Origin of the sequence: Paenibacillus sp. OV219, from assembly GCF_900110075.1 — a bacterium.
GTDB lineage: Bacteria > Bacillota > Bacilli > Paenibacillales > Paenibacillaceae > Paenibacillus_Z.
In genome coordinates this window covers 685,094-710,304 of the sequence record NZ_FOCJ01000001.1, presented here as the reverse complement: position 1 = coordinate 710,304, position 25,211 = coordinate 685,094, and the positions used below count along the sequence as shown (strand labels likewise).

The 25,211-nt window shown below is 50.3% G+C and carries 27 protein-coding genes and 2 tRNA genes; 6 read left to right on the top strand and 23 right to left on the bottom strand.

Features of this window, described 5'->3' with window-relative positions:
- Window positions 1–109 precede the first annotated feature (109 nt).
- Entirely contained in the window at window positions 110–1,018 is a 909-nt protein-coding gene (locus BMY11_RS03085; protein ID WP_090572986.1) for a hypothetical protein, read from the top strand.
- Here the strand turns inward: BMY11_RS03085 and BMY11_RS03080 are convergent.
- Window positions 998–1,252: a YqzE family protein gene (locus BMY11_RS03080; RefSeq protein ID WP_090572985.1), complete on the bottom strand. Its 255-nt coding sequence runs from the start codon at window positions 1,250–1,252 to the stop codon at window positions 998–1,000. The genes BMY11_RS03085 and BMY11_RS03080 overlap by 21 nt on opposite strands.
- Window positions 1,253–1,390: 138 nt before the next feature.
- Here BMY11_RS03080 and BMY11_RS03075 point away from each other — a divergent pair, with 138 nt between their 5' ends.
- Window positions 1,391–2,146, top strand: coding sequence for an N-acetylmuramoyl-L-alanine amidase family protein (locus BMY11_RS03075; protein ID WP_090572984.1), 756 nt, complete (start codon window positions 1,391–1,393; stop codon window positions 2,144–2,146).
- Here BMY11_RS03075 and BMY11_RS03070 read toward each other — a convergent pair.
- The 6 genes from BMY11_RS03070 to BMY11_RS03045 form a co-directional block, all read right to left on the bottom strand.
- Window positions 2,114–2,935 (bottom strand): divergent polysaccharide deacetylase family protein, encoded by an 822-nt coding sequence (locus tag BMY11_RS03070; RefSeq protein WP_256217280.1) that lies wholly within the window; start codon window positions 2,933–2,935, stop codon window positions 2,114–2,116. The two genes, BMY11_RS03075 and BMY11_RS03070, sit on opposite strands and share 33 nt — an antisense overlap.
- 145 nt (window positions 2,936–3,080) lie before the next feature.
- Window positions 3,081–3,503 (bottom strand): hypothetical protein, encoded by a 423-nt coding sequence (locus BMY11_RS03065; RefSeq protein ID WP_090572983.1) that lies wholly within the window; start codon window positions 3,501–3,503, stop codon window positions 3,081–3,083.
- An 88-nt stretch (window positions 3,504–3,591) separates the two neighbouring features.
- A complete protein-coding gene (locus BMY11_RS03060) occupies window positions 3,592–4,512 on the bottom strand; it encodes a glycoside hydrolase family 43 protein (protein WP_090573507.1) in 921 nt (306 codons plus the stop codon).
- 153 nt (window positions 4,513–4,665) lie between these two features.
- Window positions 4,666–4,749: transfer RNA gene (locus BMY11_RS03055), tRNA-Leu, on the bottom strand.
- Between the two features lie 107 nt (window positions 4,750–4,856).
- Window positions 4,857–5,624: a DODA-type extradiol aromatic ring-opening family dioxygenase gene (locus BMY11_RS03050; RefSeq protein ID WP_090572982.1), complete on the bottom strand. Its 768-nt coding sequence runs from the start codon at window positions 5,622–5,624 to the stop codon at window positions 4,857–4,859.
- 11 nt (window positions 5,625–5,635) lie between these two features.
- Window positions 5,636–5,989, bottom strand: coding sequence for a DoxX family protein (locus BMY11_RS03045; RefSeq protein WP_090572981.1), 354 nt, complete (start codon window positions 5,987–5,989; stop codon window positions 5,636–5,638).
- Window positions 5,990–6,142: 153 nt separating this feature from the next.
- On the opposite strand from BMY11_RS03045, the gene BMY11_RS03040 reads away from it, so the two are divergent.
- The gene (locus BMY11_RS03040) at window positions 6,143–6,538 is read left to right on the top strand and encodes a winged helix-turn-helix transcriptional regulator (protein WP_090572980.1); all 396 of its coding nucleotides are present in this window, start codon (window positions 6,143–6,145) and stop codon (window positions 6,536–6,538) included.
- A gap of 90 nt (window positions 6,539–6,628) precedes the next feature.
- A complete protein-coding gene (locus BMY11_RS03035) occupies window positions 6,629–6,943 on the top strand; it encodes a hypothetical protein (RefSeq protein ID WP_256217278.1) in 315 nt (104 codons plus the stop codon).
- A 12-nt stretch (window positions 6,944–6,955) separates the two neighbouring features.
- Here BMY11_RS03035 and BMY11_RS03030 read toward each other — a convergent pair whose 3' ends face one another.
- The 13 genes from BMY11_RS03030 to BMY11_RS02970 all read right to left on the bottom strand — a co-directional run bounded on the left by BMY11_RS03030 (window position 6,956) and on the right by BMY11_RS02970 (window position 17,093).
- Complete coding sequence (locus BMY11_RS03030) at window positions 6,956–7,900, bottom strand: ABC transporter permease (protein WP_090572979.1); 945 nt, start codon at window positions 7,898–7,900, stop codon at window positions 6,956–6,958.
- Window positions 7,893–8,822 (bottom strand): ABC transporter ATP-binding protein, encoded by a 930-nt coding sequence (locus tag BMY11_RS03025; protein ID WP_090572978.1) that lies wholly within the window; start codon window positions 8,820–8,822, stop codon window positions 7,893–7,895. Before BMY11_RS03025 ends, BMY11_RS03030 begins: the two co-directional genes overlap by 8 nt.
- A gap of 40 nt (window positions 8,823–8,862) precedes the next feature.
- Window positions 8,863–9,933 carry a DUF4097 family beta strand repeat-containing protein gene (locus tag BMY11_RS03020; protein WP_090572977.1) on the bottom strand — a complete coding sequence of 357 codons (1,071 nt, stop codon included), beginning with the start codon at window positions 9,931–9,933 and terminating at the stop codon, window positions 8,863–8,865.
- A 5-nt stretch (window positions 9,934–9,938) separates the two neighbouring features.
- The gene (locus BMY11_RS03015) at window positions 9,939–10,682 is read right to left on the bottom strand and encodes a hypothetical protein (protein ID WP_090572976.1); all 744 of its coding nucleotides are present in this window, start codon (window positions 10,680–10,682) and stop codon (window positions 9,939–9,941) included.
- Window positions 10,683–11,399, bottom strand: a complete 717-nt coding sequence (locus tag BMY11_RS03010; RefSeq protein WP_090572975.1) for an ABC transporter ATP-binding protein — start codon at window positions 11,397–11,399, stop codon at window positions 10,683–10,685. It lies immediately after the preceding gene.
- Window positions 11,400–11,402: 3 nt separating this feature from the next.
- On the bottom strand, window positions 11,403–11,780 hold the full coding sequence (locus BMY11_RS03005; protein ID WP_256217277.1) for a GntR family transcriptional regulator: 378 nt from the start codon (window positions 11,778–11,780) through the stop codon (window positions 11,403–11,405).
- A gap of 215 nt (window positions 11,781–11,995) precedes the next feature.
- Window positions 11,996–12,082 (bottom strand) — tRNA-Leu (locus tag BMY11_RS03000).
- Window positions 12,083–12,169: 87 nt separating this feature from the next.
- Window positions 12,170–13,216, bottom strand: a complete 1,047-nt coding sequence (locus tag BMY11_RS02995) for a glycoside hydrolase family 18 protein (RefSeq protein ID WP_090572974.1) — start codon at window positions 13,214–13,216, stop codon at window positions 12,170–12,172.
- 37 nt (window positions 13,217–13,253) lie between these two features.
- Complete coding sequence (locus tag BMY11_RS02990; protein ID WP_090572973.1) at window positions 13,254–14,279, bottom strand: carbohydrate-binding family 9-like protein; 1,026 nt, start codon at window positions 14,277–14,279, stop codon at window positions 13,254–13,256.
- Between the two features lie 199 nt (window positions 14,280–14,478).
- The gene (locus BMY11_RS02985) at window positions 14,479–15,627 is read right to left on the bottom strand and encodes a GntR family transcriptional regulator (RefSeq protein WP_090572972.1); all 1,149 of its coding nucleotides are present in this window, start codon (window positions 15,625–15,627) and stop codon (window positions 14,479–14,481) included.
- Between the two features lie 191 nt (window positions 15,628–15,818).
- A complete protein-coding gene (locus BMY11_RS02980) occupies window positions 15,819–16,028 on the bottom strand; it encodes a hypothetical protein (protein WP_177182472.1) in 210 nt (69 codons plus the stop codon).
- Between the two features lie 97 nt (window positions 16,029–16,125).
- Window positions 16,126–16,446 (bottom strand): hypothetical protein, encoded by a 321-nt coding sequence (locus BMY11_RS02975; protein WP_090572970.1) that lies wholly within the window; start codon window positions 16,444–16,446, stop codon window positions 16,126–16,128.
- A 77-nt stretch (window positions 16,447–16,523) separates the two neighbouring features.
- Window positions 16,524–17,093: a xanthine phosphoribosyltransferase gene (locus BMY11_RS02970; RefSeq protein WP_090572969.1), complete on the bottom strand. Its 570-nt coding sequence runs from the start codon at window positions 17,091–17,093 to the stop codon at window positions 16,524–16,526.
- Window positions 17,094–17,290: 197 nt separating this feature from the next.
- On the opposite strand from BMY11_RS02970, the gene BMY11_RS02965 reads away from it, so the two are divergent.
- Window positions 17,291–18,019: a hypothetical protein gene (locus BMY11_RS02965; protein ID WP_143069200.1), complete on the top strand. Its 729-nt coding sequence runs from the start codon at window positions 17,291–17,293 to the stop codon at window positions 18,017–18,019.
- Here the strand turns inward: BMY11_RS02965 and BMY11_RS02960 are convergent.
- Window positions 18,005–19,291, bottom strand: coding sequence for an ArsB/NhaD family transporter (locus BMY11_RS02960; RefSeq protein ID WP_090572967.1), 1,287 nt, complete (start codon window positions 19,289–19,291; stop codon window positions 18,005–18,007). The two genes, BMY11_RS02965 and BMY11_RS02960, sit on opposite strands and share 15 nt — an antisense overlap.
- A 104-nt stretch (window positions 19,292–19,395) precedes the next feature.
- Here BMY11_RS02960 and BMY11_RS02955 point away from each other — a divergent pair, with 104 nt between their 5' ends.
- Window positions 19,396–20,439: a YkvI family membrane protein gene (locus BMY11_RS02955; RefSeq protein WP_090572966.1), complete on the top strand. Its 1,044-nt coding sequence runs from the start codon at window positions 19,396–19,398 to the stop codon at window positions 20,437–20,439.
- Between the two features lie 94 nt (window positions 20,440–20,533).
- Here the strand turns inward: BMY11_RS02955 and BMY11_RS02950 are convergent, their stop codons facing one another.
- Window positions 20,534–23,857: an AAA family ATPase gene (locus BMY11_RS02950; protein ID WP_090572965.1), complete on the bottom strand. Its 3,324-nt coding sequence runs from the start codon at window positions 23,855–23,857 to the stop codon at window positions 20,534–20,536.
- Window positions 23,854–25,206, bottom strand: coding sequence for a metallophosphoesterase family protein (locus BMY11_RS02945; protein WP_090572964.1), 1,353 nt, complete (start codon window positions 25,204–25,206; stop codon window positions 23,854–23,856). The genes BMY11_RS02950 and BMY11_RS02945 overlap by 4 nt, the downstream gene beginning before the upstream one ends.
- Window positions 25,207–25,211: the final 5 nt, after the last annotated feature.

The following is a 25,211-nucleotide window of genomic DNA, read 5'->3' as shown; positions in this document are numbered from 1 at the left end:
ATTGACAGGTTCCTACACCCTTTTTCGCCCCATTTCGTTACAATGACGGTGTCAGGATCGAATACTCGCCGAGGAAGTCAAATTTTAAGGAAGCAGCAGGTGATGCATATTGCACAGCTTACGTCGCCTTATCCTCATTTTGGCCCTACTAGTCTCCGCTTTCTTCTTGATGAATAACGAGGTTTCAGCCGCCGCTGCTGCCGCTCGCGACATTCATGCACCTGCCAAAGTGAAGTCGAAGCTGGAGCAGCAAGTGAAAGCATGGTCCGACACATTATCCAAGCAGCAAGGGTTCGGCGCGTGGAAGAACGCAACGCCTGTCATCGTCCCAATCGGCCCTGGCACGCACGGATGGCTGGTTACCTTCCAAGTCAATCATCAACCTGTTGGCTATATGATTGTTAATGCAACCGCGAACGGCGGATTTGCGCTTGGGGAATACGGAGCTGGCAATCATCCCGCCTTTGATCCTAATACCCTTTATCGCTCCCTGATCCGTCAAGGACTGATTACATCATTCGCTGAAGCCACAAAAAAGCCGCTCCATCTGGAACGGCTTTACCTCTCTCCGGTGCTCGCTGTTTGGAAATGGACAACAGCAACTAGCGGAACTTATTATTTGGACGCGTGGACAGCGGAAGCATTGCCTATTAATAATAAAATGTGGGACGAACAGTCAGCAGCTGTGTCCGCGAAGCTGAAGCAGCAGGCCCAGACGCTCTCCGCCGTATCCGGGGCTCGAGCCAATGTTTGCTTCGATCCGTATGAACGGATGCCCTGGCTGACCAAATCTCCGCTATCGTATGATCAGGTTCGGCTGCATCTCCCTGAATATCTGGATCAAATGAGCCAAATCCGCTATACTGCGGAGCTGTATCGCCAGACTGTGCTCTTCGTATTCCCCGCTATCGGTTATCACAGGTGGAACAGCTCGTCCATCTTCGTCGAAGTGGATTATGAAGGATCGCGCTACATCCCGATGGCGACGATGAACGATTTAGGTCATTTTTACCGGTAAATCAGGTAAATCCGGTAACTCAGGACGTTCTTCGCTCGTCTGATCACGAGACGATGACTTAATCCACTGCATGACACCTAATCCGCCAATACCGAACCAACGTGTCAGCCAAGGCTCTTTCGTCGCTTTGGCTTTTTGGCGATTCTCTCTGCGTGTATCCATTGGCGTATCAATGAAGTTAATCGCTTTGCCTGTGATGAACTTAATGTAATCTTCCGGTTTTTCAACAGCCATAACGTTTCCACTCCTTTTCCCGTGTGAATTGCATATCTACAGTGTCTCCGCTAATCATTTCTTTCAAACATGAATGAGTTTCCTTGGACTGTGCCACGCTAACCTAAAGTCTTCTGGAACTGGAGGTTTGGCATAATCATGTCAGCAGATCTCATTCACCGAACGCTGATCCGTCTCCTTTTACCGATTTGCACGGTTCTCGCCCTAAGCTCCTCACAGCCGGCATTATGTGCCGCCGACACTTATCCGCTGGATGCGCCTGCAAAGTATACCGGCACTCAAGTGCTGCCACCGGATTACCAGCGAGCGTTGCCAAGCGCGGAAGTGCTGATCGACGTCGGACATGGCGGCATTGACGGCGGCGCTCATCACGAACATGTGCTGGAGAAAGACATCAACCTCGCGATTGCCAAGAAGCTTTATTTGCTTCTAAGTGCAAACGGCATTAAAGCTGTTCTCAATCGCGATGCCGACTACGCGCTAAGCGACGACAATAGATGGAACCCAGCCAGCTCAAGGCACAGACGCGACCTGTCGCAGCGGAGCCAATTGACCAAAGAAATCCAGACGCGCATCCTCGTCAGCATTCATGTCAATTGGGCGCCTGACAAGACTGAGCACGGACCGCTCGTGCTCCATCAGAATGAGGGAGAGAGCGCGCTGCTTGCATTCTGCATTCAGGATGCGCTGAACCGCAAACAGAATACTAGGGCGCTTCCGCGCGTTGGCAGGCCTTTCTATCTGCTCAATGTCGTTAAGAAGCCCGCCGTCATCGTAGAATTGGGATTTCTCAGTCACGAGGGCGACCGCGAGATGCTGCTCGATCCTCGCAAGCAGGTTGAGCTTGCGGAGGCGATCAACTCAGGGGTGCGGAATTATATCCTTCTCCGCTGACGGAACGATCATTTGGGATAAAGTGACGAACGTTGTGCTGGACTTCATGCCTGGAATGCTCGCTTTAAGAACCGAAGCTGTCAGCTTGCCCGGAGGGCCGACATGGCCGATCGTGACACAGCTGTCATGATCCTCCAGATACTTCCTCAGAATGCCGATCTGCTTCGAGATATGACTGGCTGTATATACATCATCAAGAAAGACTTGATTCGATAATAGAGGTACGCCAAGCTCTGCTGTCAGCTTCGGCAGCACCGTCTTATAGGTTGTTCGGCTGTCGAGGAAGAACATGCCATGTGCTTTCACGACGGAAAGTACGACGCGCATGACCCGCTCATCTGCCGTTACTTTGGAGCCCATATGGTTATTCATCCCAACGGCATGTGGCACAGCGCTAATCGCTTCTTCGACGCGTTTGCGAATCTCCTCATCGCTCATTACGGTTGTAATCGCGCCAGGGCCAAGCCATTCCGGCTTGCCGCGCACCGGCTCCATCGGCATGTGGACGATCACATCGTGACCGAGCTTATGCGCAAGCTCCGCATCCTGCTTCGTCGTCGGCAGGAACGGCATCACTGCCACTGTAAAATGAACCGGGAGCTCCATCATCTCTGGCGTTCCCGTCATGTTGTTGCCGAAATCATCAATGACAATGGCTACCTGGCGGTTGCCTTTCAAGTCGCTCTGTATACTTGCCTTAGCCGTACCGCCGCCAATGGGCAGAAGCAGCATGCTCGCAGCCATTATGGCGCATACGCCTGTCCATTTCGCCCGCTTCATCTGGGTCATTTTGCACACGTTCCTCTCGTTGTATCAAGACTCACTCTCCTTCATTGTTTGTGTGAACAGGAAAATTTATGTATTTGTTAAGAGTGGCGCGCAAAAGAAAAAGATGAGGATCATCGCTGATCCCCATCTTGGTCGTTGGGTACGGTTAGACTGCATATACAGCTGCGCTCATGTTGATTGGACCGACAATCGTAACCTCCGCGAATTGGCTCAACTTCTCCACATAGAGGGAATAGCCGTGAGCTCCAATCGGCACGTTAATGTCGATAACTTGCAGCGTAACGATCTCGTTTCTCTCGAAGTCCGCCTCAACCCCTTGCAGGGCATAGTAAATTTCTTGGGTACCCCGGAAAACACGGAACAAGATTTGCGATATGCTTGCTTCAATTGGATCTCCCGTTACGCCGACATTCGCTATCAGCTGCACACGGTTGTTTGTAAAGTGAGGCGCAATAAAGATGCCGAGTTCAGCCAGAATGACTTTGTCCGGCGTCTGAGGTATCGGAATATGCACCTGGTCTGTAACAACAGCAGGAACACTGACATTATAATCAATGAGATGCGTCATATATATAGTTCAACTCCTTCCATCACCAGATATGCTAATCTATGAAAACCGCATTCATTTGGTGTGGACGAGTTGTTGCCGTTGCCTGCTAATCTCCGATTGGGCGTGCGCTAACCCCTTCGAACGTCAGCTGTACAGGACGGATGCTTCCATCCTCTTCAAACTCCATGCGATCCAAGCAGACGACGCGGTGATTCCGGTCTGTCTCCGTAAGAGGACGGCGATGGTAGACGATAATCCACTCATCTGTGTCAGGTACTTGAATCATGCCATGATGACCTGCGCTTGTTGCGACTGCCGGATTCTGCTGCAAAATCTTCCCTACACGCTCGAACGGCCCAAGCGGCGACGTTGCTTTTGCGTACGCGACCGAATAATCCGGCACGCCCCAGCCGCCTTCCGCCCACATGAAGTAATAGAAGCCATCGCGTTTAATCATGCATGGGCCCTCAACGAAATGCTCCGGAGTAACGGACTTGAACGTCTCGCCATCTTCAAAATTGTCGATGCTGATCATATCATCATCCAGCTTCACGACATTGCAATGTCCCCAGCCGCCGTAGTATAAGTATGCGCTTCCATCATCGTCGATAAAGACATGCGGGTCGATAGGCTGAGCGCCGTGATGGAACTTATCAATAAGCGGCTTGCCAATCGCATCGCGATAAGGCCCTTCAGGCCGGTCAGCGACCGCTACGCCAATGCCACCGATCTCATCGTCACTCTGAATATCATTTGCCGCAAAATAATAATAATATTTGCCGCCGCGCTCAATCGGAGATGGTGCCCATAATGCTCTCCACGCCCACGAAATGCTGCTCATCTCAAGAATACGATCAACCTTCGTCCATTCAATCAGGTCCGTAGAATAGAACGCGTCGAAATGAGTCTGCTCCTCATAAGGGGCGGAATAAGTCGGGTAAATCCAATACTTGTTATCGAAAATTCTAGCTTCAGGGTCTGCATACCAGCCTTCAAAGATCGGATTGCCTGACGTTCGCTTCAACATGTTCTCAGTCACTGTTTCTTCTCCCTTTGGTTGTACTAGATTATGGTGTAGAGGCAATTATATCAAAGAGAAGGAACAGGAACTATCATCAATTCGTGTAAACAAAAAAAAAGCCCTTCAGAATCATCTGAAGGGCTTCACCTTTAAGTATAATGCGGTCGAGAGGACTCGAACCTCCACGTCATTGCTGACACTAGAACCTGAATCTAGCGCGTCTGCCAATTCCGCCACGACCGCAAATCTCATAAGCAGCTTCTTCATTTCTTCAGAAGCGGCGAGAATTAATATACCACGGTCACTAAAGTGAAGTCAACACTTCTTTCGAAAGAAACCGGATCGCCTAACTAGAACTGCACGCTGAGCGTGCTTAGCGAACCGTGCTCAATCGTATCATAGAGAACACGAATCTCATGCCCCGGCGTATTCGCCCCGAGCGCAATGAGCAGCGGTACAAAATGCTCTGCTCGCGGAACGCCGCGTCTTGCATGCGGAGCTAGCGTATCGTAGTTGCTGAGCGATTCGATATCGCGCGCCAGTACCTTCTCGCGAATCCAATCTCTAAATTCCACAGCCCACTGCCGCGGCGCAGCATCTCCTGCACGATCAATCTCGTTGAAGTTATGCGTCAGAAACCCGCTTCCAATAACAAGAATGCCATCCTTCTCAAGCCCCTGCAGCGCTTCGCCGATTGCGATATGTTCCCTTGGAGACAAGAACGGGTTAACCGATACGGGCACAATCGGAATATCCGCTTCCGGATAGGCATGCAGCATGATCGGAAAGACACCGTGATCGAGCCCGCGATACTTCTGCTGTACAGGGATGTTGTGACGGCGAAGCCGCTCCTCTACTATATTCGCGACAATCGACGAGCCTCTTGCCGGGTATTGCACCTGATAGTACGATGGCGGGAACCCATAATAGTCATATACCATCTCATGAACATCGTCTGTAGCGGCAATGGTTGTCATCTCACTCTCGAAATGCGCGGAGAAGATTACAATTGCTTTTGGACGATTCTCTTTGCCGTAACGGTTAAGAAAAGCCGTAAATTCAGATTGCTCGAATATCGTCATTGGCGACCCGTGCGCCAGAAATACAGGTGAAATCATAGCAGTCCCTCCTACCAGCGACCAATTGCAACGATGACGAGCAGCACGACGAAGATTACGTTCATCCCAATCGCTTGATTCTCTTTACGCTTCGCATGTACGCCAATTGCCAGTACCATGATTACAGCGAGTGCAATCGCTGCGATGGAAGTGAGAACTGGTGCAACATCCGTCGCGAAAGGTACGATCAAACCGATGGCTCCAAGCAACTCCGACCACCCGATGAAATGGACCATTCCCTTGGAATAATCTTGTGCCCAAGGCATACTCGCCTTCACTTTCGTATACTGAAATGCTTTCATCATGCCGCCCATAAGGAACGCCAATGCCAATATCCCTTGAATAACCCAAAGTGCAATATTCATCTTTCATTCTCCCCTTATCGGTTATTTTTAACAACTATGCCTTCAATTGAATGCGTGTATGTTATGGCTGTATAATAGCCTCTAGGGACCATATTGAAAAGTAGGCACATTAATGTGACATAGTATACAAAAAGATACCTAAGGAGAATGTTAATGTCTGAGAACTGTGAATTTACAAAAGTACTTGAAATTCTAGGCGGAAAGTGGAAGCCTTCGATTATGTATCAGCTCTTCATGAATGGAACGATGCGATTCAGTGAACTACAGCGCGCTTTGCCGGAAATTACGAAGAAGATGCTGACAACGCAGCTGAGGGAACTGGAATATCACGATATCGTTAACCGCAAAATCTATATGCAAATTCCACCTAAAGTGGAATACTCCATGACTGAGCACGGCAGCAGTTTAACTCCGGTCCTAATGGCGATGAATGATTGGGGTAAGGCTCATCTCGAGCACCTTCACTCATTACACGGAGAGAGGCAGCCTGAGCAAGAAGTCGTGAGCGAGAACGTGAACAACGACATTGTCGAGATTGAAGCTAAATAGCGATAAGAAAAAGGGACGACCAGATGCGCTGAGGTGCATGGGGTCGTCCTTTTGTGAATAGATTCATACTAAGAAAGGCAGGTGCTATTTATGAAAATGAAAGTAAGAGCGCTCTTCATCCTGATACTACTAACCGTAACTGTACTTACATTAACAGGCTGTGTGCCAGGCGACGGCGTCAACAACGCGGATCGACCCGCAGGATTCTTCTGGGGCATATGGCACGGCTGGATTGCTCCCATCTCTCTCATTATTGGCATATTCAAACACCACATCCGAGTATATGAAGCTCACAACATCGGATGGTGGTACGACGCCGGATTTTACATTGCGGTCATCAGCGGCTTTGGCGGAATCTCGTTCAGGCGACATAAGAAAAACTCCTCGAACAAGTCGAAGAGTTAATCTTGTTAATACCTACGCAGCAACGTCTCTTTTGGTGAATACCAGCCATGCCACCAGACTAAATACAAGATAGTAAGCAGCCAGCATTTTAATGGAAAACGCGAGGGTCATGCCTTTCTGATACGGATGGCCGGTGAGATATCCCGATAAATTGATATTAGCAAACAGGATATATCTGCTCCAATCGTAATCATGCAACAGCTCCATCAAGATTGCACCCGCGAATAGAGCAAAGAGCGAGAAGCCAATTGCCATGGTGCTGCTGCGGAACGCAGAGGAAATCATGAAGGCCATCGTTACGAATATGATCGTCGATACTCCATTTAGCAAGTAGGATTGCCATAGATTAGCGAACATGTTCTTCTCGACAATATGGCCTGCAGTATCAAGGTGCAGAAGAGGCAAATTCATATTCTCAAACCGATATAACAACCCGTTAAACAGCACAGATACGATGAACAAAATGACAAGCAGCAATAATCCGAACATAATCATGGACACGTATTTGGATATCAAAATTTTGAGCCTGCTCGCTGGCCGAATGAGCAGCAGCTTGATTGTTCCGCTTGAAAATTCTCCGGCAAGGCTATCCCCTGCAATAATAACGGTAAACAAGGTAATGAGTAATACAAGCTGCGCAGAACCGTTAATCCCGCTCCACATGGTCGAACCTTCAGGATGGATGTTATGATCAAGCTGGTACTGATTCATATCGATATTTTCTTGAATCCGTTCCTTATCATCCTGATCCAGCTTCTCGTCGGTCAGCAACTTGGCATTTTGCTGATTTCGCTCCGTCAATTGCTGCTGCCAGGTAGCCTGGCCAGTTTCCTTGTCGTCATAGTGCCAATCTATGAAACTACCGAAAAGAACAATAACAATCATAACAGCGATCATGACCCATGTTCGCGTACGACGATAGATCTTCATATTTTCATTCAAAATCAAATTAACCAACTTGCCCACCTCCGGTTATTTCCAGGAATCGATCTTCCAGCGATTGGCGAACGGCACGAACGCCATAAATGCGAATGCCCTTCTCCGTCAAATAGAACAAAATGTCTGGTATCTGGTTGCGTTCGGTAACGATCTCAAGCCCTTCCGGAACAGCTTGCACCTCCTGAATACCAGCCATTTCCCGTATGCTCGCTATCATAACCTCATCTACCGATGCCTCAATGAGGTAAGTCTGCGCCTGATCATTCGAACCAATGAAATCTTCAATTGGCTTGACGTCCACCAGCTTTCCCTGGTTCAGAATCGCTACCCGATCGCACATCAGCTCCATTTCGGTTAGCAAGTGGCTGGAGACGATGACCGTTATCCCCTCTGTGCGGGTCAAATAGCGCAAGTAATCGCGCAGCTCGCGAATACCTGCCGGATCAAGTCCATTGGTTGGCTCATCGAGAATCAGTAGCGATGGCCTGTGCAGCAGCGCTTGCGCGACGCCTAGCCGCTGGCGCATGCCAAGCGAATATCTCTTCACTTTATCGTGAATTCGATCCTCCAGTTTGACTAACTTCACGATTTCGTCAATCCGTTCCTTGGTCACTCCCGGAACCATGCGCGCGTAGTGAATCAAATTGCGGTAGCCGCTAAGAAATTTGTACATCTCCGGGTTTTCTACAATAGCTCCAACATGGCGAATGGCCTGCTCAAACTCGCTTTTTATATTTTTCCCTTTAATGATGATTTCACCGCTTGTAATCGACATCAGGCCGACCATCATCCGAATCGTTGTCGTCTTCCCGGCTCCATTGGGCCCTAAAAATCCGAAAATTTCCCCTTGCGGAACATCAAATGTAAGATTGTTGATAAGTGTCTTTCGCCCGACGCGTTTGGTCACATTTCGCAAGCTTACGACTGCTTCATTGCTCATGTTCTACGCCTCCTCTTTAGTCGTTCAATCAAAATCCAAATCAATTGGAATGAATAATAATGGTGCACGATTCCGCATCCACATCAACTGGCCAAGTACCGTTACCAATTGTACGGTTTAGCTGGACCTTATTGTCATCGCTAGCTTCTTGCTTTGCTGGAAGGTTCGATTGAATGGCTCCTCCATCAACCGATGCGCGCAACGTGTAGCCAACGTCTTTGGACAGCACCAACCGGGTGGTTCCTCCATGAGACACAATTTGGGCGGCGCCGCGAATTTGATCCATCTGAATATCGGAATACTGACCTTCAACCTTAACAGAGCCTGCAATTTCCCGCATGTACGATGGACTGCTCTCGAATACTCCTGTTACGTCGCCCTTAATTTGAGTTAGAAAGATGCTGCCCTGGTGAACATCTGTTGTAACGTTGCCTGCAACGCGATTCAGATTTACTTCACTTGAATGACTGACAAGGTGAACATCCCCTGTAATGCCATCGATATAAACATTCTCGGATGCGGTGTCCACAGAGACCGTTCCAACCGTGTTAGACACATCCATTAGTCCGTGAGTTGACTTCACATTTACATCCCCATGTATCCCGTCAATTAGTATCGACCCTTCTTCGCTCTCCACGGAGAGCTTGAGCTGATCCGGAATAAGAAGCACATAATCTGTCGTGATTGAATCGCTGCCGATCGGTTTCCCATCCACCAAAGTTACGAATGTTAATTGTCCGTTCTCGACCTTTTTCTCGACTTGAACGGCGTCTCGTTTCCGGTTCGCTTCATTCTGATCGTTGGCTTTAGCGGTAACCGTATACTGCAACCGTATGACCGATTCCGGTGTTCGTTTTACGGAGATATCCCCCTCTACCCCGGTGAGCAGCACGTGCTCTATCGACTTCCTGTCAACCGTAAGCTCATGCTTGGAGTCTGCTGTAGCATCCGGATGCGCCTTCGAATAATTATAGGTCTTCTGTTCATTGACGAATTGTTCCCCGAACTGTTCGAAGATCTGATAAAACTGTTTGGTCCAAATATCAGCAATCATGAGCACGATAAGAACCGCAATCGAGGCGAGAAGAAGCTTTTTTTTCTTACGAAACATCCCCTTCACACCTCCACTTCCTTCTCGAAAATATAACCGTTCAGCCACATCAGACCGGCGCACAGAAACAGCAAGCCGATGAAAGGACCTGAATGCAAATACACAATATCTTTCTCTCCGCCTCTAACGACAATCTCAGGCAGCCAGTTCAGCAGATCCGATATCAACGGGCTGATCCGAAGCAGCAACCATATTGCCGCTAGACAAGCGCTGCCCACAACAAGCCATTTGAACTTGAATACCAATTGACCGCTCAAATATGCAAACTGAACAACTACCAGCAGTAAAGCGGTAATAAGAAAATAGAGCCAGCAGCTATTCGCAACAAGATTGATCATCCAAGGGTAATGCGCTTCAAGATCTGAGCCAAGCACCCAGTCATTCCAATTGGCCAATCCAATTACAAGGGTAAAGCTGACTGCAATCCATAGGCAGGACAGAAGCTGCAGAGATATAACCGCAGCTGCCTTCGCCGTCAATACCTTCCACCCGCGAACAGGCAATGATAAGAGTAGGTAGACGGAATTCGTTCTCCACTCCATATGAAGCTGATAGTAGCTTGTGCCAATCGTTATTAGACCTGCTCCAATAATAGGAAGGAAGAAGGATAACAGCCAAATGTCCGCATCATCCCACCCACTGCTTTTGTACAAAACGAGAAGTTGCAACGCGAGAACAAGTGCGGAGAACACGCCGTACAGAGGTAGCGCACTTCTCCATTCCTTAACGAACAATTTACGAAATGCCATCTACACGTACACCTTCTCCCATAAATTCTCAAGCGAGCATCCATACGTGGAGCGCAAATTTTCCGCAGAGTCATGAATTGTAACTCGACCATTCTGAAGGAAGATGACATCATCGAACATCGGCTCGGATTCTTTCACAGAATGGGTGGATAACAGAATCGTCTGCTCGCCAGCCTGAAACTCGCTAATGATGGACTGAATGATTTTGGCCCGCGAAGGCGGATCAATGCCCGAGAACGGCTCATCCAACAGCACCAGCGGCACCTTTCGGCATAACGCCGCAACCAGCTTCAGCCGAGCCCGCATCCCCTTCGAGAGATACCGAACCTTCTGCTTCTCGTCTAGCTCCATCGCCAGCACCATATCAGCCGCTTTATCCGCCTGCCAATCGGCATAGAATCCGGAAATAAAATGGAGCGTTTCCTTAACCGTCATCCAGCCATATAAGTAATCAATCTCGGGCAAATAGGCGACGTGCTGCTTGTTGCGCACATCCGGCTTCCTCCCGTTAACGAGGATACTGCCTGAAGTCGGATAGATCAGCCCTGCTATCATTTTGAGCAATGTTGATTTGCCGCTTCCGTTAGGGCCTAGCAAACCGACGATGCTACCTGTGTTAATCTGCAGGTCGATCCCGCTCAAAGCCTGCTTTAATAGATATCTCTTATGAACATCCTTGAGCTCGATGATGTTCGAATGCAGTTCTGTCTCCGCCATTAGCTATCCCTCCTTGCTCCCCTTATGTAATTCCATGTTCAGTATACGTTCCATCTCTACTGGCTCGATGCCAAGCTCTTGCATCTCCACGATAAAATGCCGTACCGCCGCTTGCGCCATTTCTGATCTGATCGTTTGCAGCAATGCGAGGTCGTTCTTAATGAACGTACCCTGGCCCCGAAGCGTTTCCGTCAAGCCTTCCCTCTCCATTTCTTGATATGCCCGTTGCACTGTATTGGGATTCACTTGCGACATTTGCGCTCTTTCCTTAAGTGAAGGGATTTTATCTCCCGGCGAAAGCTCTCCTCGGGCCAACGCTTTCTTAACTTCATCCACCATTTGCAAATAAATCGGTTTAGGACTGTTAAAATTCAGTTGCACGTCCGACCCTCCTTCTGACCGCGTACCAGTGCACTATTTAACTAGTGCACTATGATGTTATAATTTCTTATTGCTGTTGTCAATTCTTCTTTACTGAAACCTGTGGAAAGAGCACGCAAAAAAGCGACACCCTCTCGGATGCCGCATTTGCCCACTGTTGTGTCACTAGACACAAAAAAACTCCTCGAATAATTCGAAGAGTTGTGTTTGATAGATGGTGCGGTCGAGAGGACTCGAACCTCCACGTCATTGCTGACACTAGAACCTGAATCTAGCGCGTCTGCCAATTCCGCCACGACCGCATCTTGCAGTTATTGCTTCCAAGTGAAGCAACGGAAATTAATATACCATAATGCTATATGACAAGTCAACAAACAACTCATATTTTTTTATTTCTTCATATCGGATTCAAAACCATGATGAATCGCATCAAACAGCCGGTACGTTGTATCACAGTAATACTCCCAGAACATAATGCCTGCAAGCCCCTCTTGGATGACAAAATCAGCCTTATTCTTCAGAGACTCCTCGTCTTCATAAGTAATGAAGCTCTGTCCATTGAACAAGTACGGCGCTTTCGCTTCGTCATCCCAATACCTGATGTATCCGTTTTTGTTGATGTACTCATTCGCAAGCTTCGCGAAATCCGGGCCGTAGCCGCCAGCTGTTCCTGCCATCTGGTGCAGGCCATGATTCACATTAGGCACATGCATCCATAAGCGTGAGTAGAACGCTGCACCGATGACGAGCTTTTCCTTCGGCACTCCAGCATTTCTAAACAAACGAACCGACGCTTCGACACTGATACGGAACAGATCGCCAGTTGCGGCATACAGATTTGTATGATGTCCGGTCAAAGTTTGGAATCCACCGCGCATATCGTACGTCATCAATTGAATGAAGTCCAGATATCGATGCACCTGATCCATTTCCGTCCCGTCGATATAATATTGGTCCGCCCCTGCTGCAATCGTCAATAAGTAATGACGGCCAGTCTCTGCCCCCAGGAGGTCAATCGCTTCCCTTATTTCTTTGAGCAGCAGTGTAAAATTGACACGGTCATCAGGACTCGATCCGATGCCTGCAACACCATAACAAGGGTATTCCCAGTCCAGATCTATTCCATCAATCGGATATTGGAGCAAAATCTCGACAGCTGTATCCGCCATCCGCTTGCGGCCATTCGCGGTTGATGCGGCTTCAGAGAATCCACCAGCACTCCAACCGCCTACAGAAAGTAGAATGACCAAGTCTGGATTGTATTGTTTCAGCGTATTCAGACTGCCCAATTGCTTCAAATGACTGATACTGATTCCGTCATTCACGACATGACCGAATGCAATGTTCATATGCGTAAGCTTACGCGCATCTTCTTCACTTACTCTAGACAGCCATGCATCCCCTACATAGCCTGCTTTAATATAGTTCGAATTCAACTCGTTCTCCTCCATCTATGTATAAATGAATGTGCTGTTACTCGCTCCACAACTTGCCATCTTGCCCGATATAATAAGTGCCTTGGCCATCTGCCGAGGCAGCCGAAATTTGGAAAAGACGGCTTGTCATGCCGATCTGCGGCTGAATGGTCCAAGATTCATTCCCCATTAGGACCGATGGATCTGCCGTATATTGACCATGCTCCGCGAAATAATTGCGCTGACGGTAGTACAAGCGACGTAATTCCCATTTCACAAGCTCATCAGCCGGCAGCGTGAATGCAGAAGGTGTAGCGTCATCGCCAAAAACAACATAGCCCCATAGCTCGGGGTAATGCATGTTAATAATGCCCATTGGCGACCATACCCAATTATCTTCCGGATAAGACTTACCTGTTGCCAGGTTAATGACCTTCTCATAACGGCCATCCTTCACTTCTACCTGCCATTCAACCCGGGAGAAGTTGACACGCCAAAACTGTCCGACTGATGGACGCTTGCGGTCGTTCGAGCATTCCAGCAAGCTCTTCCAAGGCATGGCCACCTCAACGCTCCAGCTGCGGTTAGCCGCAAGCGGATTATTCAGTTCTCCAACGATATGCACGGCAGTTTTCAATCCGGCAATATCCCAAGCATCGACAGGCGGCCCGCCGTCACGGTAAGGCTTAACAAGCAGCAAATCCCACACCGTATTCAGAGCGTTAATCTCAAACTCATAATATTGATGCGAATCGCCGTCAGGATCAATGAAGATTTCAAAGTCATTATCGTAGAAAATGACGGAGTCACGCTCGGTAAGCGTCGCCCATATCTCGTCTTCCATTAGCTCCGCGCCGAAATAGAAATACTCATCATCCCATAGCATTTTCACACGTGTGCGCTTTGCTGGCAGCGGCTTGGCATCGCCTTCAATGTCTACGAACTCGTCCGTCCATTGTGCGTGCTCCCAGAACGGCTTATCCAGCCTGCCATCCAGCTCAAGCGGCCCTGCAGCACGACGGCAAACATAATGCTTTGGAGCATAGTCCAAGATAGCTGGCTCCTCAACTCTACTAACGTTCATGTTCGTCTCTCTCCTTATTAGATATATCTTTTAATCATATTTTCGTAGTTAACTGCCTTAATTATACCGTTTTTATCGGAAAATGTAAGCATAAGATATATCTTTATCTTCAAAATCGTAATATTTATATATCAAAAAAAAGAACCTCCCCACGAGGCTCATATAGAGATCCTCCCAAGAAGGCTTGCTAAGCAGCTAATTATTCATTTCGTTCATGCAGCTCAGGACCAGGGCCGACCGACTGCCTTGAAACCCATTTCACAGGGATAACAGCGCGCTCCTGTTGGATTGCTCCATTCTCCAATTGATCGACGATCATCATCGCTGAGCGCCGGCCGATCTCTTCATAATTCTGCTCGAGCGTCGAGATCGGAACTTCAGCCTGTTCACAGAGCTCATTATTATCGAAACCGATGATCGATAGCTCCTCCGGAACCTTGATCCCGAGATCGAGCGCTGCCTTTAAGCAATCGAGCGCGACCATATCATGCTCGGCCTGAATGGCAGTTACGTTCAGCTCCTGAAGCTGCCCGACGAGCTTCTTATAAAACTCTCGGCGGGCAGGCCCAGCACCTTCGGCATCACTCGGCAAATTACTGAAGCATAGCTCGATATCAAGAGGAATCCCGTTATCATTCAATGCTTTGCTATAACCGAAGAATCGGTCTCGAACGGTACTTCGGTATTGAATGCCGACCGTCGATATAAACGCGATTCGCGTATGGCCTAGCTCAATTAGCTTGGATGCAGCGATATACCCGCCGTCCGCATTATCAGACACGGCGCTCCCCATCGTTAACAAATTATAATATTGATCGAGCGTCACGATCGGATAATCATTCATATGAAGTGCATGGACGACATCGAGGTTATGCTGCGTGCTCACCGGATAGAGAATAATGCCTGCCGTCCCCCGCTTTGGCAATGAAATAAGCAGCTCTCGCTCCCGTTCTATGTTCCAATTACTATTATGAATGCTCAAGTAGTAGCCTTTGGACTCCAAATATTTGGCAACGGATTGCATATGCTCCAATGAATTGTTCGGAGATACGAAAGGAAGCACCATCGAGATAATCATGCTGGATGATGGCTTAATCGGCACTTCTGCAGGCTTCTTAGCCTCATCCCGCTTCTTCACGAAGCTGCCGCTCCCTCGTCTCCGGTAGATTAGACCTTCTCTTTCTAGCTCGATTAATGCACGTTTGGACGTGATGCGGCTGACGCCGAACTTATCCGCGAGCTCAAGCTCCGTCGGAAGCTGCTGACCGGTAACATATTCTCCTTGGGAAATGCGCTCGCGCAATATCCCGAGTATTTGACTATATAACGGTTTATTATCGCTCAGCAAAATAGTTACACCTCAGCCTATAGGTTCAAATGTTAGTTTGATTTACAAAACCTTTTCTCAATTGTCAGTATATCGGTATTTAGGCTGCGAATCCAATACAATTTATAAAAACTAGCCTGTGAAAAAAAAGCCCCCTGATTATCATCAAGGGGCTTCTGCAATAAGAAAGCTATGTACGGTTTGTGCTATGTTTACAGCTGCGTTCTTGGTGCGGTAACCGGCTCATAAGTATAGCCACGGCTAAGCTTCACCACTTTACGATTGCGCTTGCGGATGACGACGCTATCTGCGTCCCAGGCAACGACGATGCCCATCACATCATTGGCCTCCATGCCGTCACGAACGACACGGAGTGAGATCCCTTCTATCCGGTATTGATCCAGCTGCTCTTCGGAAATCACGATTGTATTCCACTCCTTTACGCTTCATCGTTATAAAAAAACCTCAGGGGCGTGGAGGATTGCTCCTTGCCCTGAGGCCTTCCAGTTCTCGTTCTCGCTAACCGACATGCTCCTTGGAGTCATTCGTCTCATACCATTCATCCAACACACGGGACGACATGACACGGCTCGCAATATACTCCGACTGCTTCTCGGAAAACTGTTCTTTCCAGTCAATCTCAAGCTCTTCGGCAAGCTTCACAATTGTCAGTAGCTCTGACCATGCGACATAACGTTTGTACCAGAAGAACTGCGGGTGCTCAATCATATAAGGGTACAAGTCATCAAATTCAGTATGCTTGCAGTCGAGTGCACGTTCGAAATGAATTTTCGCGTCCGACAATTTGCTAATTAAGTAATCTGCTGTAAGTTTACCCATATATTGACGCCTCCCTCCATTGCTTATGAACATTATAAGTCAAATTAGAGCGTGTGGAAAGATACTGAATCTTGGTATTATTCGAAGCGGATTTGACCGCCATCCAGGGAAGCAATCTTCGCAAGCGACTCTACGCGAATACCTTGCTCGCGGATCGTACGTGCTCCTGACTGGAATGATTTCTCCACAACGATACCAAGTCCTGCAAGCTTCGCGCCGGAGCGCTCTATAATCTTGATCAGCCCGCGCGCTGCATCGCCGTTGGCAATAATATCATCAATAAAGAGGACCGTATCATCCGCATGTAAGAATTGACGGGAAACCATAATATCCGTTACAATTCCTTTCGTGAAAGAAGGCACGCGCTCGCAGTAGGCATCCGGGTCAGCGATTAGCGTCTTCTTCCTTCTAGCGAACACGAGCGGTACTCCAAGGGCAAGCGCTGTCGCGTAAGCAACAGGAATACCAGAGGATTCCACCGTAATAACCTTTGTAATCGGAGTCTCGGCATAGAGGCGTGCGAACTCCTTGCCCATCTCTTGTGTTAACAGCGGATCGACCTGATGATTAAGCAATGCATCCAGCTTCAGGACGTCCTGATTCAGAATAGAAGCCTCGCGCAGTATGCGTTCTTTTAACAGTTCCATTCGCTAAACCTCCACCGTAAAAATCTTTTCCGTTAAAGTTACCATATGTACCCTGAGGTGTGCAACTTACAGGTACAAAAATAGCAATGCAAAGCAAATTCACTGCAACTTTCTTCCAAAATGAGCGTCTAATTGGTTACCAGAAACGCTAGCTTAAATGGCGTGTTCTGCAGAACATACAGGTGGTGCTAATGCACATGAATATGACTTCGATACATGGATTAAAAAAACCTGCTTTAACCGGGGCTGCATGCCTCATGATTCTTCTCATGGCGGGTTGTCAGCTCAGCACTGGCGAATACTCGTTGGAAAACAACGATAATGCTGTGGTGAGCCACATCAATTCCGCTTCAACGAATGAGCAATCAGACAGTCCGCAGAAAGCACTGGATACAAACCTATCTGCAGCTGAAGTCAATTCTGGCGAGACTCCTGCAAATAACGATGCGACAACGATTGCCGATGCAACAACAGAATCCACCTCCACCACTATGAAGCCGTCTGCTAAGTCGCCTGCAGCGAAGAACGAGAAGAAGTGGGACTCCAACGCCCCTAAGCTCCTCGGCATTGCCATCGGCGACTCCAAAGCGAATTGGGACAGCAAGCTCGGCAAGCCAGCGGACATCTACAAGATAGATGATGATAAAGAGTCCGTCACGGTGTCCGAATATGCAGCTTTCTCCGTCGGCTACGGTGCCGATAAGAAGGTCAAATTCGTTGATGTATTTGACAAGAGTGCGGGTACAGGTTTAAATGGGCTGAACGTTGGCGACAGCCAGAATGCTGTCGTTAAATCGCTCGGAAAACCCGACATACAAACCGCAAGCGTTCTTGCTTACAAAGGAACCGGTGCTTTACTGAAGCTCGATCTTGACCCCGCTAACAATCAGGTTCTCTCCATTAAGCTGTTCTCAAATCCAAACTAGCCAGAGCGTGACAAGCGCAACGAACAGGATTGGCATCGTCAGCAGCAAGCCTAACTTGCCGTACTCCCGCCAGGAGATCTCGATGCCGCCTCTACGGAGCAGTTGCATCCACAGCAGTGTAGCGAGCGACCCAATCGGGGTCAGCTTCGCGCCTACCGATGTTCCAAGAAGACTTGCAAACGGCAAGTAATGCGGTCCTGCCATATGTTCAATCGAAAGCGAGGACACGAGAACAGCCGGTAAATTGTTAACCGCCGCGCTGAGCAACGAGAAGACAATCCCCGAACTGACGATTCCGACAAACTCACCATGCTTCACCAAAGGCTCAAGCAGCTCAGGGAACCATGAGATTGCGCCGTGCAAATATAAACTGTAAACAATTAGATTCATCGACAGCGCGAAGACGATAATGAGCCACGGCGTTTGTCTTACCGTACGCCCGAAATCCCCTTGCCGTGCGAACAAGCTAGCCGCCCATTGAACCGCCGCTCCACCAAGTGCGATTGCTGCCACCGGCAAGTGTATCCGCTCTGCTAGAAAGTACCCTACCAGCATTGCACCCATTATCACCCACGATAAAATGAACAGCGGTCTACTTCCAATAACTGAAGCCGGTTCAGGAAACGATTGAGGCGCATCCGACCTATGTTCTTCTCTCCGAATGCTCCGACCAAAATATGCTGCCGTTACAACAACAGTTCCGACAATGGCGCTTAAGCCAGGCAGCAGCATTGTTCTCGCATACTCCCCAAACGATATTCCGAAGAAATCGGCTGTTAAAATGTTCGTCAAATTGCTCATCATAAGCGGAGCGCTTGCTGTATCCGCCATAAGCCCAACGCCTAACAAAAAAGCGATCCTCGACTTGCGCGATAAAGCGAGCAGAGAAGTGACTTCAAGCACAATCGGGATCATGATGAGAATCGTGCCATCATTGTTGAAGAAGATCGTAATGCCAGCTGCGAGCAAGCACAGCAACACAAGCAGTGTTAACTGATGATGGTGAAACCTTCGTACGATATGAAGCGCCGCCCACCGGAAGAAGCCGTTCGCATCCAGCAGTGAAGTGAATAGCATAATACCGATAAGCGAGAATGTCGCGTCCCAGACGAAGCTCCATATATATGCGGCGTCCGAAGGGGCAAGCAGCCTTGCTGCGAATAATAGAAGTGCGCCGATAAGCGCAATAATAGCTTCATGAATGCCTCGAGGTCGCCAAACAATAAGTGCAAGTGAGGCAGAGAAGACACTAACTGCAATTGCGATATTCATGAAGTAGGATCAACTCACTAACCTGTCATAATAGTCATGCCCGTCCCTCTTTGGACATACCTTGTTATTAGGTATCGTTTGGGAAATAGGAGGTCGTGGCTTAGATGATGAAACGGACGAGCAAGGTACTACAAATTGCTTTTACGTATATGGGTACAATTGTTGGTGCAGGGTTTGCAACTGGCCAAGAAATATTGCAGTTTTTTACGCGGTTCGGATTACCTGGCGCGATTACCATTATTATGGCGACACTTATGTTTATATGGCTTGGCGCCAAAATGATGCTTATCGCCGCCGATATCCGCGCCAAATCGTATGAAGATGTCAATAAAGTGCTGTTCGGCGAGCGGTACGGGCGATGGGTCAGCCATTTCATGCTGCTTATGCTGTTCGGCGTGTGCGCAGTCATGCTCGCAGGTGCAGGCTCGATATTCTCGGAGAACTGGAATATCTCCTATCAGTCAGGCCTGTTAATTACAATCTTCGGCTGCTTCTTGCTGCTTCGCAAAGGAATGAACGCCATTCTGGCTGTCAATGCCATCGTTGTACCCATTATGCTGTTGTTCACGGTGCTTATTATTATTGATACGGTGCAGACGCCAGGTGCGAACAGATGGCTGCTTCTAAGCAGTGATCATTCGCTGCTCTCGATCTGGGCTTCACCGTTCTTGTATGCTGCGTTCAATCTCTCTATGGCGCAAGCCGTACTCGTTCCGCTCGGGGCGGAAATGCATGACCGTAAAACGATTGTATACGGCTCCTGGGTCGGCGGCATTGGCATCGGCTTCATGCTGCTCGCAGGTCACATAGCCTTATCCGTCTATATGCCGGGCATCCGTCAATTCGCCATACCGATGGGCGGCATCGCTCGCGAGCTCGGGCATGGCATCCAGCTGATCTATATCTTCCTGATCTTCGCAGAGATCTTCACGACGCTCATCGCTGACATCTATGGTCTGACGTTACAGCTTCAGGAGCGGCTAAAAATCTCTCGGACGCTGCTCACGATCATCACCCTCGCCTGCTGCTACGTCGCCAGCCAGATCGGCTTCGGGCCGCTTCTCTCAACGCTCTACCCACTATTCGGACTGATCAGCCTCGGGTGGCTGGTGCTGCTCATTCGGCAGCGACCTCCGGCTAGGGATTAGGGTGAATTGGGAGTATGAGAAAGCTATAGAAGTGATTGGTAAGAAAGCCTAGGCGGCGTGAGAGCTCATGAAAGTGAAAGAGAAGCCTCAGCGGCTATGTTATAAGTTCGATGATAGCTGCATCTGGGATAGCGCTTAGCAATGCGTCCCTCATATGATCATGGCAGGTGAAAAGGATGATCTGTCTTCGCTCGGCTAGCTCCCTCAAAACAGCTGCCGATCCGATCAGCCGACCGTAATCGAAATTGACAAGCGGATCATCAAGAATCAGCGGCAATGCGTTGGAGGATGAAGAGGCCTCTTCGGCAAGAGCGAGCCGCATTGCGAGGTACAGCTGTTCAGCGGTCCCTCTGCTCAAATACATACTTTCAATAATCCGGCTATCTTCCGTTTCCAGGGAGATAGCCTGTTTCTCTTCATGCATCCAAATCCGCTTGTATTTGCCGCCAGACATGATGCTCATCAGTCTCGACGCTTCGCGTAGAACCGCCGGTTGACGCTGCTCCTCCATCATTCGCTTCGTACGGCGTATCATCGACATGCTGAAGGACAAGACCGCGTAGCGGTCAATAAGCTGCTCTAATGAAGCAGTGGCCTGCTCGCGCTCCATCATCAATCGCTGCCTGTCGCTGTTTTGTAGAAGCTGCTCCATGCGCTGACGCTTTCGTCCAATATGCTCTAGCAGCTCAACATTCCGCGCTTCCTGTTGCGACAACTCCACTCCAGCCTCAGTCTTCATGCGTTCAAGCTGAGTGCCATCGTTCGTATACCAGCTCTCAAGCTGCTCGCGCTGTACATTTGATAAGCCGGCAGTCAATTGGGCATCTAGCTTAAATCGTGCATTCTCAATCGCCGCAAGCCGCTCAGAGCGCTCAAGCGCATCGAGCCATTCCAGCTCATCAGCAGCATGTGCAGCTTGGAACCACTGCTGCTGTTTATTGTCGAGATCCTGGGCATGCTTGCTCTGCTGTGCGAGCAACAGCTCTTGGTCAGCTAGCTGACGCTTAAGCTCGCTCTTCTGCCTCTCAAGCAAGTTTTGCTTGTCCAGCTCTGCCTGAAGCAGTCGAAGTGCCGCTGCAGCATCGCCGTGCGCCCTGTAACAGACCGACGGGAACGCTTCGGACAGTCCGAAGGCGGCTTGCTCGAAATCAGCAAGCTGCTGTTCAATTCGCGCCGCCTTGCTTGCGGCGCGGTCATAGGCTTGTAATCGAAGCTGCGCCTGCTCAGCGAGATCGTATGTTTCAAGGGCTGCTTCAGGCGATAACTCCGCCTGAAGCGCCCTTGCCGTTAGCCAATCGCGCCACTTGACCGCGATTGCTTCCGCCGCATCGGCCGCGTGCTCGGCCGCGGCTGTTGCGGCTTCATGCTGCGCGCGCAGCCGGGCTTGCCGGCGCGAGAGCTCGCGAACGCGCTCCGCGGTGCTAGCGCTCGCGCGGAGCTCATCCTGCCGCGCGTCGATCGCAGCGCGTAGGCGCGAGAGCAGCGGCGCAGCGCCCTCGGCTGCGCCGGAATAGCCGCGAAGCGGCGACTCTTGCGCCGCTGCGGCAGCTTCGCTGTGCGCCGCAGCAAGCGCCTGCGGCGGCGCTGCGCTCGCCGCGAGCAGGCCGTGCAGCAGCGGCTCGGCTTCGCGCGCGAGCTGCTGCAGCGCGGCCGCGACGCGCCGCTGCGCGGCTGCAAGCGGCTGCGCATGCACCGCAGCCGCTGTTGGCGCTGCCGCCGCTAGCGCTGGCGCACGCCCGCGCCGCGCGCGGCCGCCACGGCCCAGCGGCGCAGCCATGGCGCGCGCGCCTGCGGCCGCGGCTTGCGGCTGCCGCTGCGCAAGACGCAGCAGCGGCGGTGCCGCCAGCGCAGCCGCCAGAGCCCCGGCGGCCGCTGCCGCGGCAGGCCGGCCTGCCGCGGCTAACAAAACAGCACCAGCGGCCATCACCCCGCTGGCAGTCCAATATGCAGCGTCAGGTACGCGCCGCCGCCCCACCACAACAGAACCCGCTTGCGCGCGAACCTGCGCAAGCTCAAGCTCATGCCATGCTTCCTCGAATTGTCTGGATACGCTTCGCAGCGCCTCCAATGTTTGAGGAAGCAGCTCGATCCCTTGCCCCGGAGCTTGCTCCCGTTCCGTATCCAGCCCCACAATCTGCACATCCGCTTCCTTAAGCTGCACAGTAGCAGCACGAAGCTCCGCTTCAGCTTGACTGAGTGCTTTCTCTCGCTCCTGAAGCGCAGCTCGGAATACCCGAATCGCTTCCCGCTCCGCTACACCAGATTGAAAGGAGCGCACCGAGCCTTCATTCCATTCCGGCGAGATCTGAGCGATTAACCGGTGCACAGCTTCAATATCTTCCCTCGCTTCTGCGATCAGCTCAACGAGCGACTGACGAGCTGCGTTCATGGATTCCACTGACAGCATAAGCGACTCAATCTCAATCTTTCTTATTAACAGTTCTTCATCGACAGTCAGAGCGTTATATTCTCGTTGTTGCCGCTCTACAAGCGCACTCGATTGCTCCAGCTCCTGCTTCAAGCGATAGAGATCTGCCGCAATAACTTCCCAGCGAGAACGCGCATCCGCGGCGAGCCTAGGCATCGAAGTCCCCATTGCCGCCTGCTCATGAAGCAGCGCCAGCCGCTCCACCCAAATCTCCCATAGCTCACACGCTCTCGCAAGCAGTTGCTCGCGTTCGCGCAGCATAGGCAGCTGATGATCGATCTGATCGAGCTCCGCTTCCGCGCCAGCCAGTTCCTCGGATAACGCATTGTACGCAGCAATTCCGTCCTCCAGCTGTCTCAGCTGCGCTTCCGTCTCTTCCAGTGATTTCACGAGCTTATTCATCTGTTGCGTGCTGCCTCGAGGCCGATACAGACTGTCTTGCTGCGCGGTTAGCAGCTTCTCCGTCTTCGCAATGGCGCCACCGCCATTCCATCCGGTGTGATATAACTGCTTGCCAAGCTCGTCCCCTTCGAGCATCCCGATTGCCTGCAGCTCTGTTAGCGTAATGGCGTACAGCTCGCGGAACAACCGCTCATTGACACCGCCAAGAAACATTCGCTCCCACTGCTGCTGTGTAAGCACTTCTGCTGCAAGCGTTGCTCCACTGGAAGCGCTATGTACATCTTCATTTTGCTCGATTCGGACACTGATTCTGCTGGACACTTCTCCAAAGCGCTCGAGCACATAACCGACCCCATCGGCATTTTCAAAAAACAATCTCCCGCCATGGCGACCACCGTTCACTGGTGCCAGCCGTTCTGCTGGGTTGCCTTTGCTCGCAAAGCCGAACAGCATCGAGCGAATAAAGCTCATCATCGTGCTCTTACCCGCTTCATTCGGGCCATAGACGATCGTAACAGGCGCATCGAAGCGATACGCTCGGTCGCTTAGCTTGCCGAAGCCATCAATATGCAAGCCCCGCAGCTTCATGCCTTGTCGCCTCCCTCTAACCCCGATTCTGCTTGTTTATCAGTCATTCTTAATGGTGAATCCTCGATTAACAGTCCCGCAGCCAGCTCTCTCGCACCAACGAGCCATTGACGCGACCGCTCTCCCTGCATCTGCAAAGCGAGCTTTCGCAGCCTTGTATTTGCATACAGAGACTGAAGCGCTTCATTCGCCAATTCTCCGAGCGCAGCTTCATCTGCCTCTATAATCAAGCTGCTTCGGATTAGCTCGCCAGTGAAGCTATCCTCTCTAGCAAGCATCACATAATCAATCTCAGCGCCGGACAACGCATCGATCTGATAAACCCAACACCAGGGCTCGGCAGCATCGTCAAGTGATTCATGCAAATCAGAGATCCGCACTCGAATGCCATGAAGCAGCTCTTGCATGAAGCTAGCCTCTGACAGTTGATGATGCAGCGGCCCTCTGCCTTGCAGACTCAATCTCAGCATACAGCTTCGTCTCTCACAACCAGCTGCAACAGATGCAATAGCCTGTTCCAACACGCCTAACAATGCTTGCTCTGATTCAATGCCATCAATTTCAATGACAGCATTTTCCCACCTTACCGTATCGAGGGGCACGAACTTAAGCTCCGTATCAAATGAGGCTGACACATCGACGATGTACGCCCCTTTTGCACCGGTTTCCTTCGAGTGTCTGCCTTGTGTGTTCCCCGAATAGACGACATGAGGAAAAGTATGCAGCACCTCTCGCTGATGAATATGTCCGAGCGCCCAATAATGAAACGCTGAACCTGCCAGCTCTGACAAGCTGCACGGCGCATAAGGATCATGTCCCTGCTGCCCGTCTACATTGCCATGCAGCATAGCAATCTGATAGACGCCGCTCCCATTATCTGCGTAATATTTTGCAGCCAAATTATCCGTGACCGATCTTGTGCCATATGAGATGCCGTGTACATACGCGGCAAGCTCCCCTGACTTCGTGTAAGCGGCTGCTTTCTCCACCTTCTCAGTGCCGAAGAAATAAACGGACTCCGGCCATTCTAACTTCGCTCTTTGTCCGGACAGCGGATCATGGTTGCCATGAATGACAAAAAGCTGCACACCGTTGGCGTGCAGCCTCTGCCATTCCCGCTGCAAATACAATTGCGCACGCAGCGAGCGGTCCGCCGAATCGTAGAGATCGCCCGCAATGACGACGAAATCTACCGCTTCTGACAGCGCCGTATCCACTAAATTTCGAACGGCCTGAAAGGTGGACATTTGGAGCGCTTCTCGCACATGAGCCGGAGCATCCGTCAACCCGCGAAACGGACTGTCGACATGCAAATCAGCTGCGTGCATGAATCGAAATGTGACTCCCATGTCAC

What these genes read in the sequence shown, in the direction of transcription:
- BMY11_RS03080 (WP_090572985.1), bottom strand. Translation starts at nt 1,252, where the DNA reads ATGGCTGTTGAAAAACCGGAAGATTACATTAAGTTCATCACAGGCAAA.
- BMY11_RS03075 (WP_090572984.1), top strand. Translation starts at nt 1,391, where the DNA reads ATGTCAGCAGATCTCATTCACCGAACGCTGATCCGTCTCCTTTTACCG.
- BMY11_RS03070 (WP_256217280.1), bottom strand. Translation starts at nt 2,935, where the DNA reads ATGACCCAGATGAAGCGGGCGAAATGGACAGGCGTATGCGCCATAATG.
- BMY11_RS03065 (WP_090572983.1), bottom strand. Translation starts at nt 3,503, where the DNA reads ATGACGCATCTCATTGATTATAATGTCAGTGTTCCTGCTGTTGTTACA.
- BMY11_RS03060 (WP_090573507.1), bottom strand. Translation starts at nt 4,512, where the DNA reads ATGTTGAAGCGAACGTCAGGCAATCCGATCTTTGAAGGCTGGTATGCA.
- BMY11_RS03050 (WP_090572982.1), bottom strand. Translation starts at nt 5,624, where the DNA reads ATGATTTCACCTGTATTTCTGGCGCACGGGTCGCCAATGACGATATTC.
- BMY11_RS03045 (WP_090572981.1), bottom strand. Translation starts at nt 5,989, where the DNA reads ATGAATATTGCACTTTGGGTTATTCAAGGGATATTGGCATTGGCGTTC.
- BMY11_RS03040 (WP_090572980.1), top strand. Translation starts at nt 6,143, where the DNA reads ATGTCTGAGAACTGTGAATTTACAAAAGTACTTGAAATTCTAGGCGGA.
- BMY11_RS03035 (WP_256217278.1), top strand. Translation starts at nt 6,629, where the DNA reads ATGAAAATGAAAGTAAGAGCGCTCTTCATCCTGATACTACTAACCGTA.
- BMY11_RS03025 (WP_090572978.1), bottom strand. Translation starts at nt 8,822, where the DNA reads ATGAGCAATGAAGCAGTCGTAAGCTTGCGAAATGTGACCAAACGCGTC.
- BMY11_RS03020 (WP_090572977.1), bottom strand. Translation starts at nt 9,933, where the DNA reads ATGTTTCGTAAGAAAAAAAAGCTTCTTCTCGCCTCGATTGCGGTTCTT.
- BMY11_RS03015 (WP_090572976.1), bottom strand. Translation starts at nt 10,682, where the DNA reads ATGGCATTTCGTAAATTGTTCGTTAAGGAATGGAGAAGTGCGCTACCT.
- BMY11_RS03010 (WP_090572975.1), bottom strand. Translation starts at nt 11,399, where the DNA reads ATGGCGGAGACAGAACTGCATTCGAACATCATCGAGCTCAAGGATGTT.
- BMY11_RS02990 (WP_090572973.1), bottom strand. Translation starts at nt 14,279, where the DNA reads ATGAACGTTAGTAGAGTTGAGGAGCCAGCTATCTTGGACTATGCTCCA.
- BMY11_RS02975 (WP_090572970.1), bottom strand. Translation starts at nt 16,446, where the DNA reads ATGGGTAAACTTACAGCAGATTACTTAATTAGCAAATTGTCGGACGCG.
- BMY11_RS02970 (WP_090572969.1), bottom strand. Translation starts at nt 17,093, where the DNA reads ATGGAACTGTTAAAAGAACGCATACTGCGCGAGGCTTCTATTCTGAAT.
- BMY11_RS02965 (WP_143069200.1), top strand. Translation starts at nt 17,291, where the DNA reads ATGAATATGACTTCGATACATGGATTAAAAAAACCTGCTTTAACCGGG.
- BMY11_RS02960 (WP_090572967.1), bottom strand. Translation starts at nt 19,291, where the DNA reads ATGAATATCGCAATTGCAGTTAGTGTCTTCTCTGCCTCACTTGCACTT.
- BMY11_RS02955 (WP_090572966.1), top strand. Translation starts at nt 19,396, where the DNA reads ATGATGAAACGGACGAGCAAGGTACTACAAATTGCTTTTACGTATATG.
- BMY11_RS02950 (WP_090572965.1), bottom strand. Translation starts at nt 23,857, where the DNA reads ATGAAGCTGCGGGGCTTGCATATTGATGGCTTCGGCAAGCTAAGCGAC.
- BMY11_RS02945 (WP_090572964.1), bottom strand. Translation starts at nt 25,206, where the DNA reads ATGGGAGTCACATTTCGATTCATGCACGCAGCTGATTTGCATGTCGAC.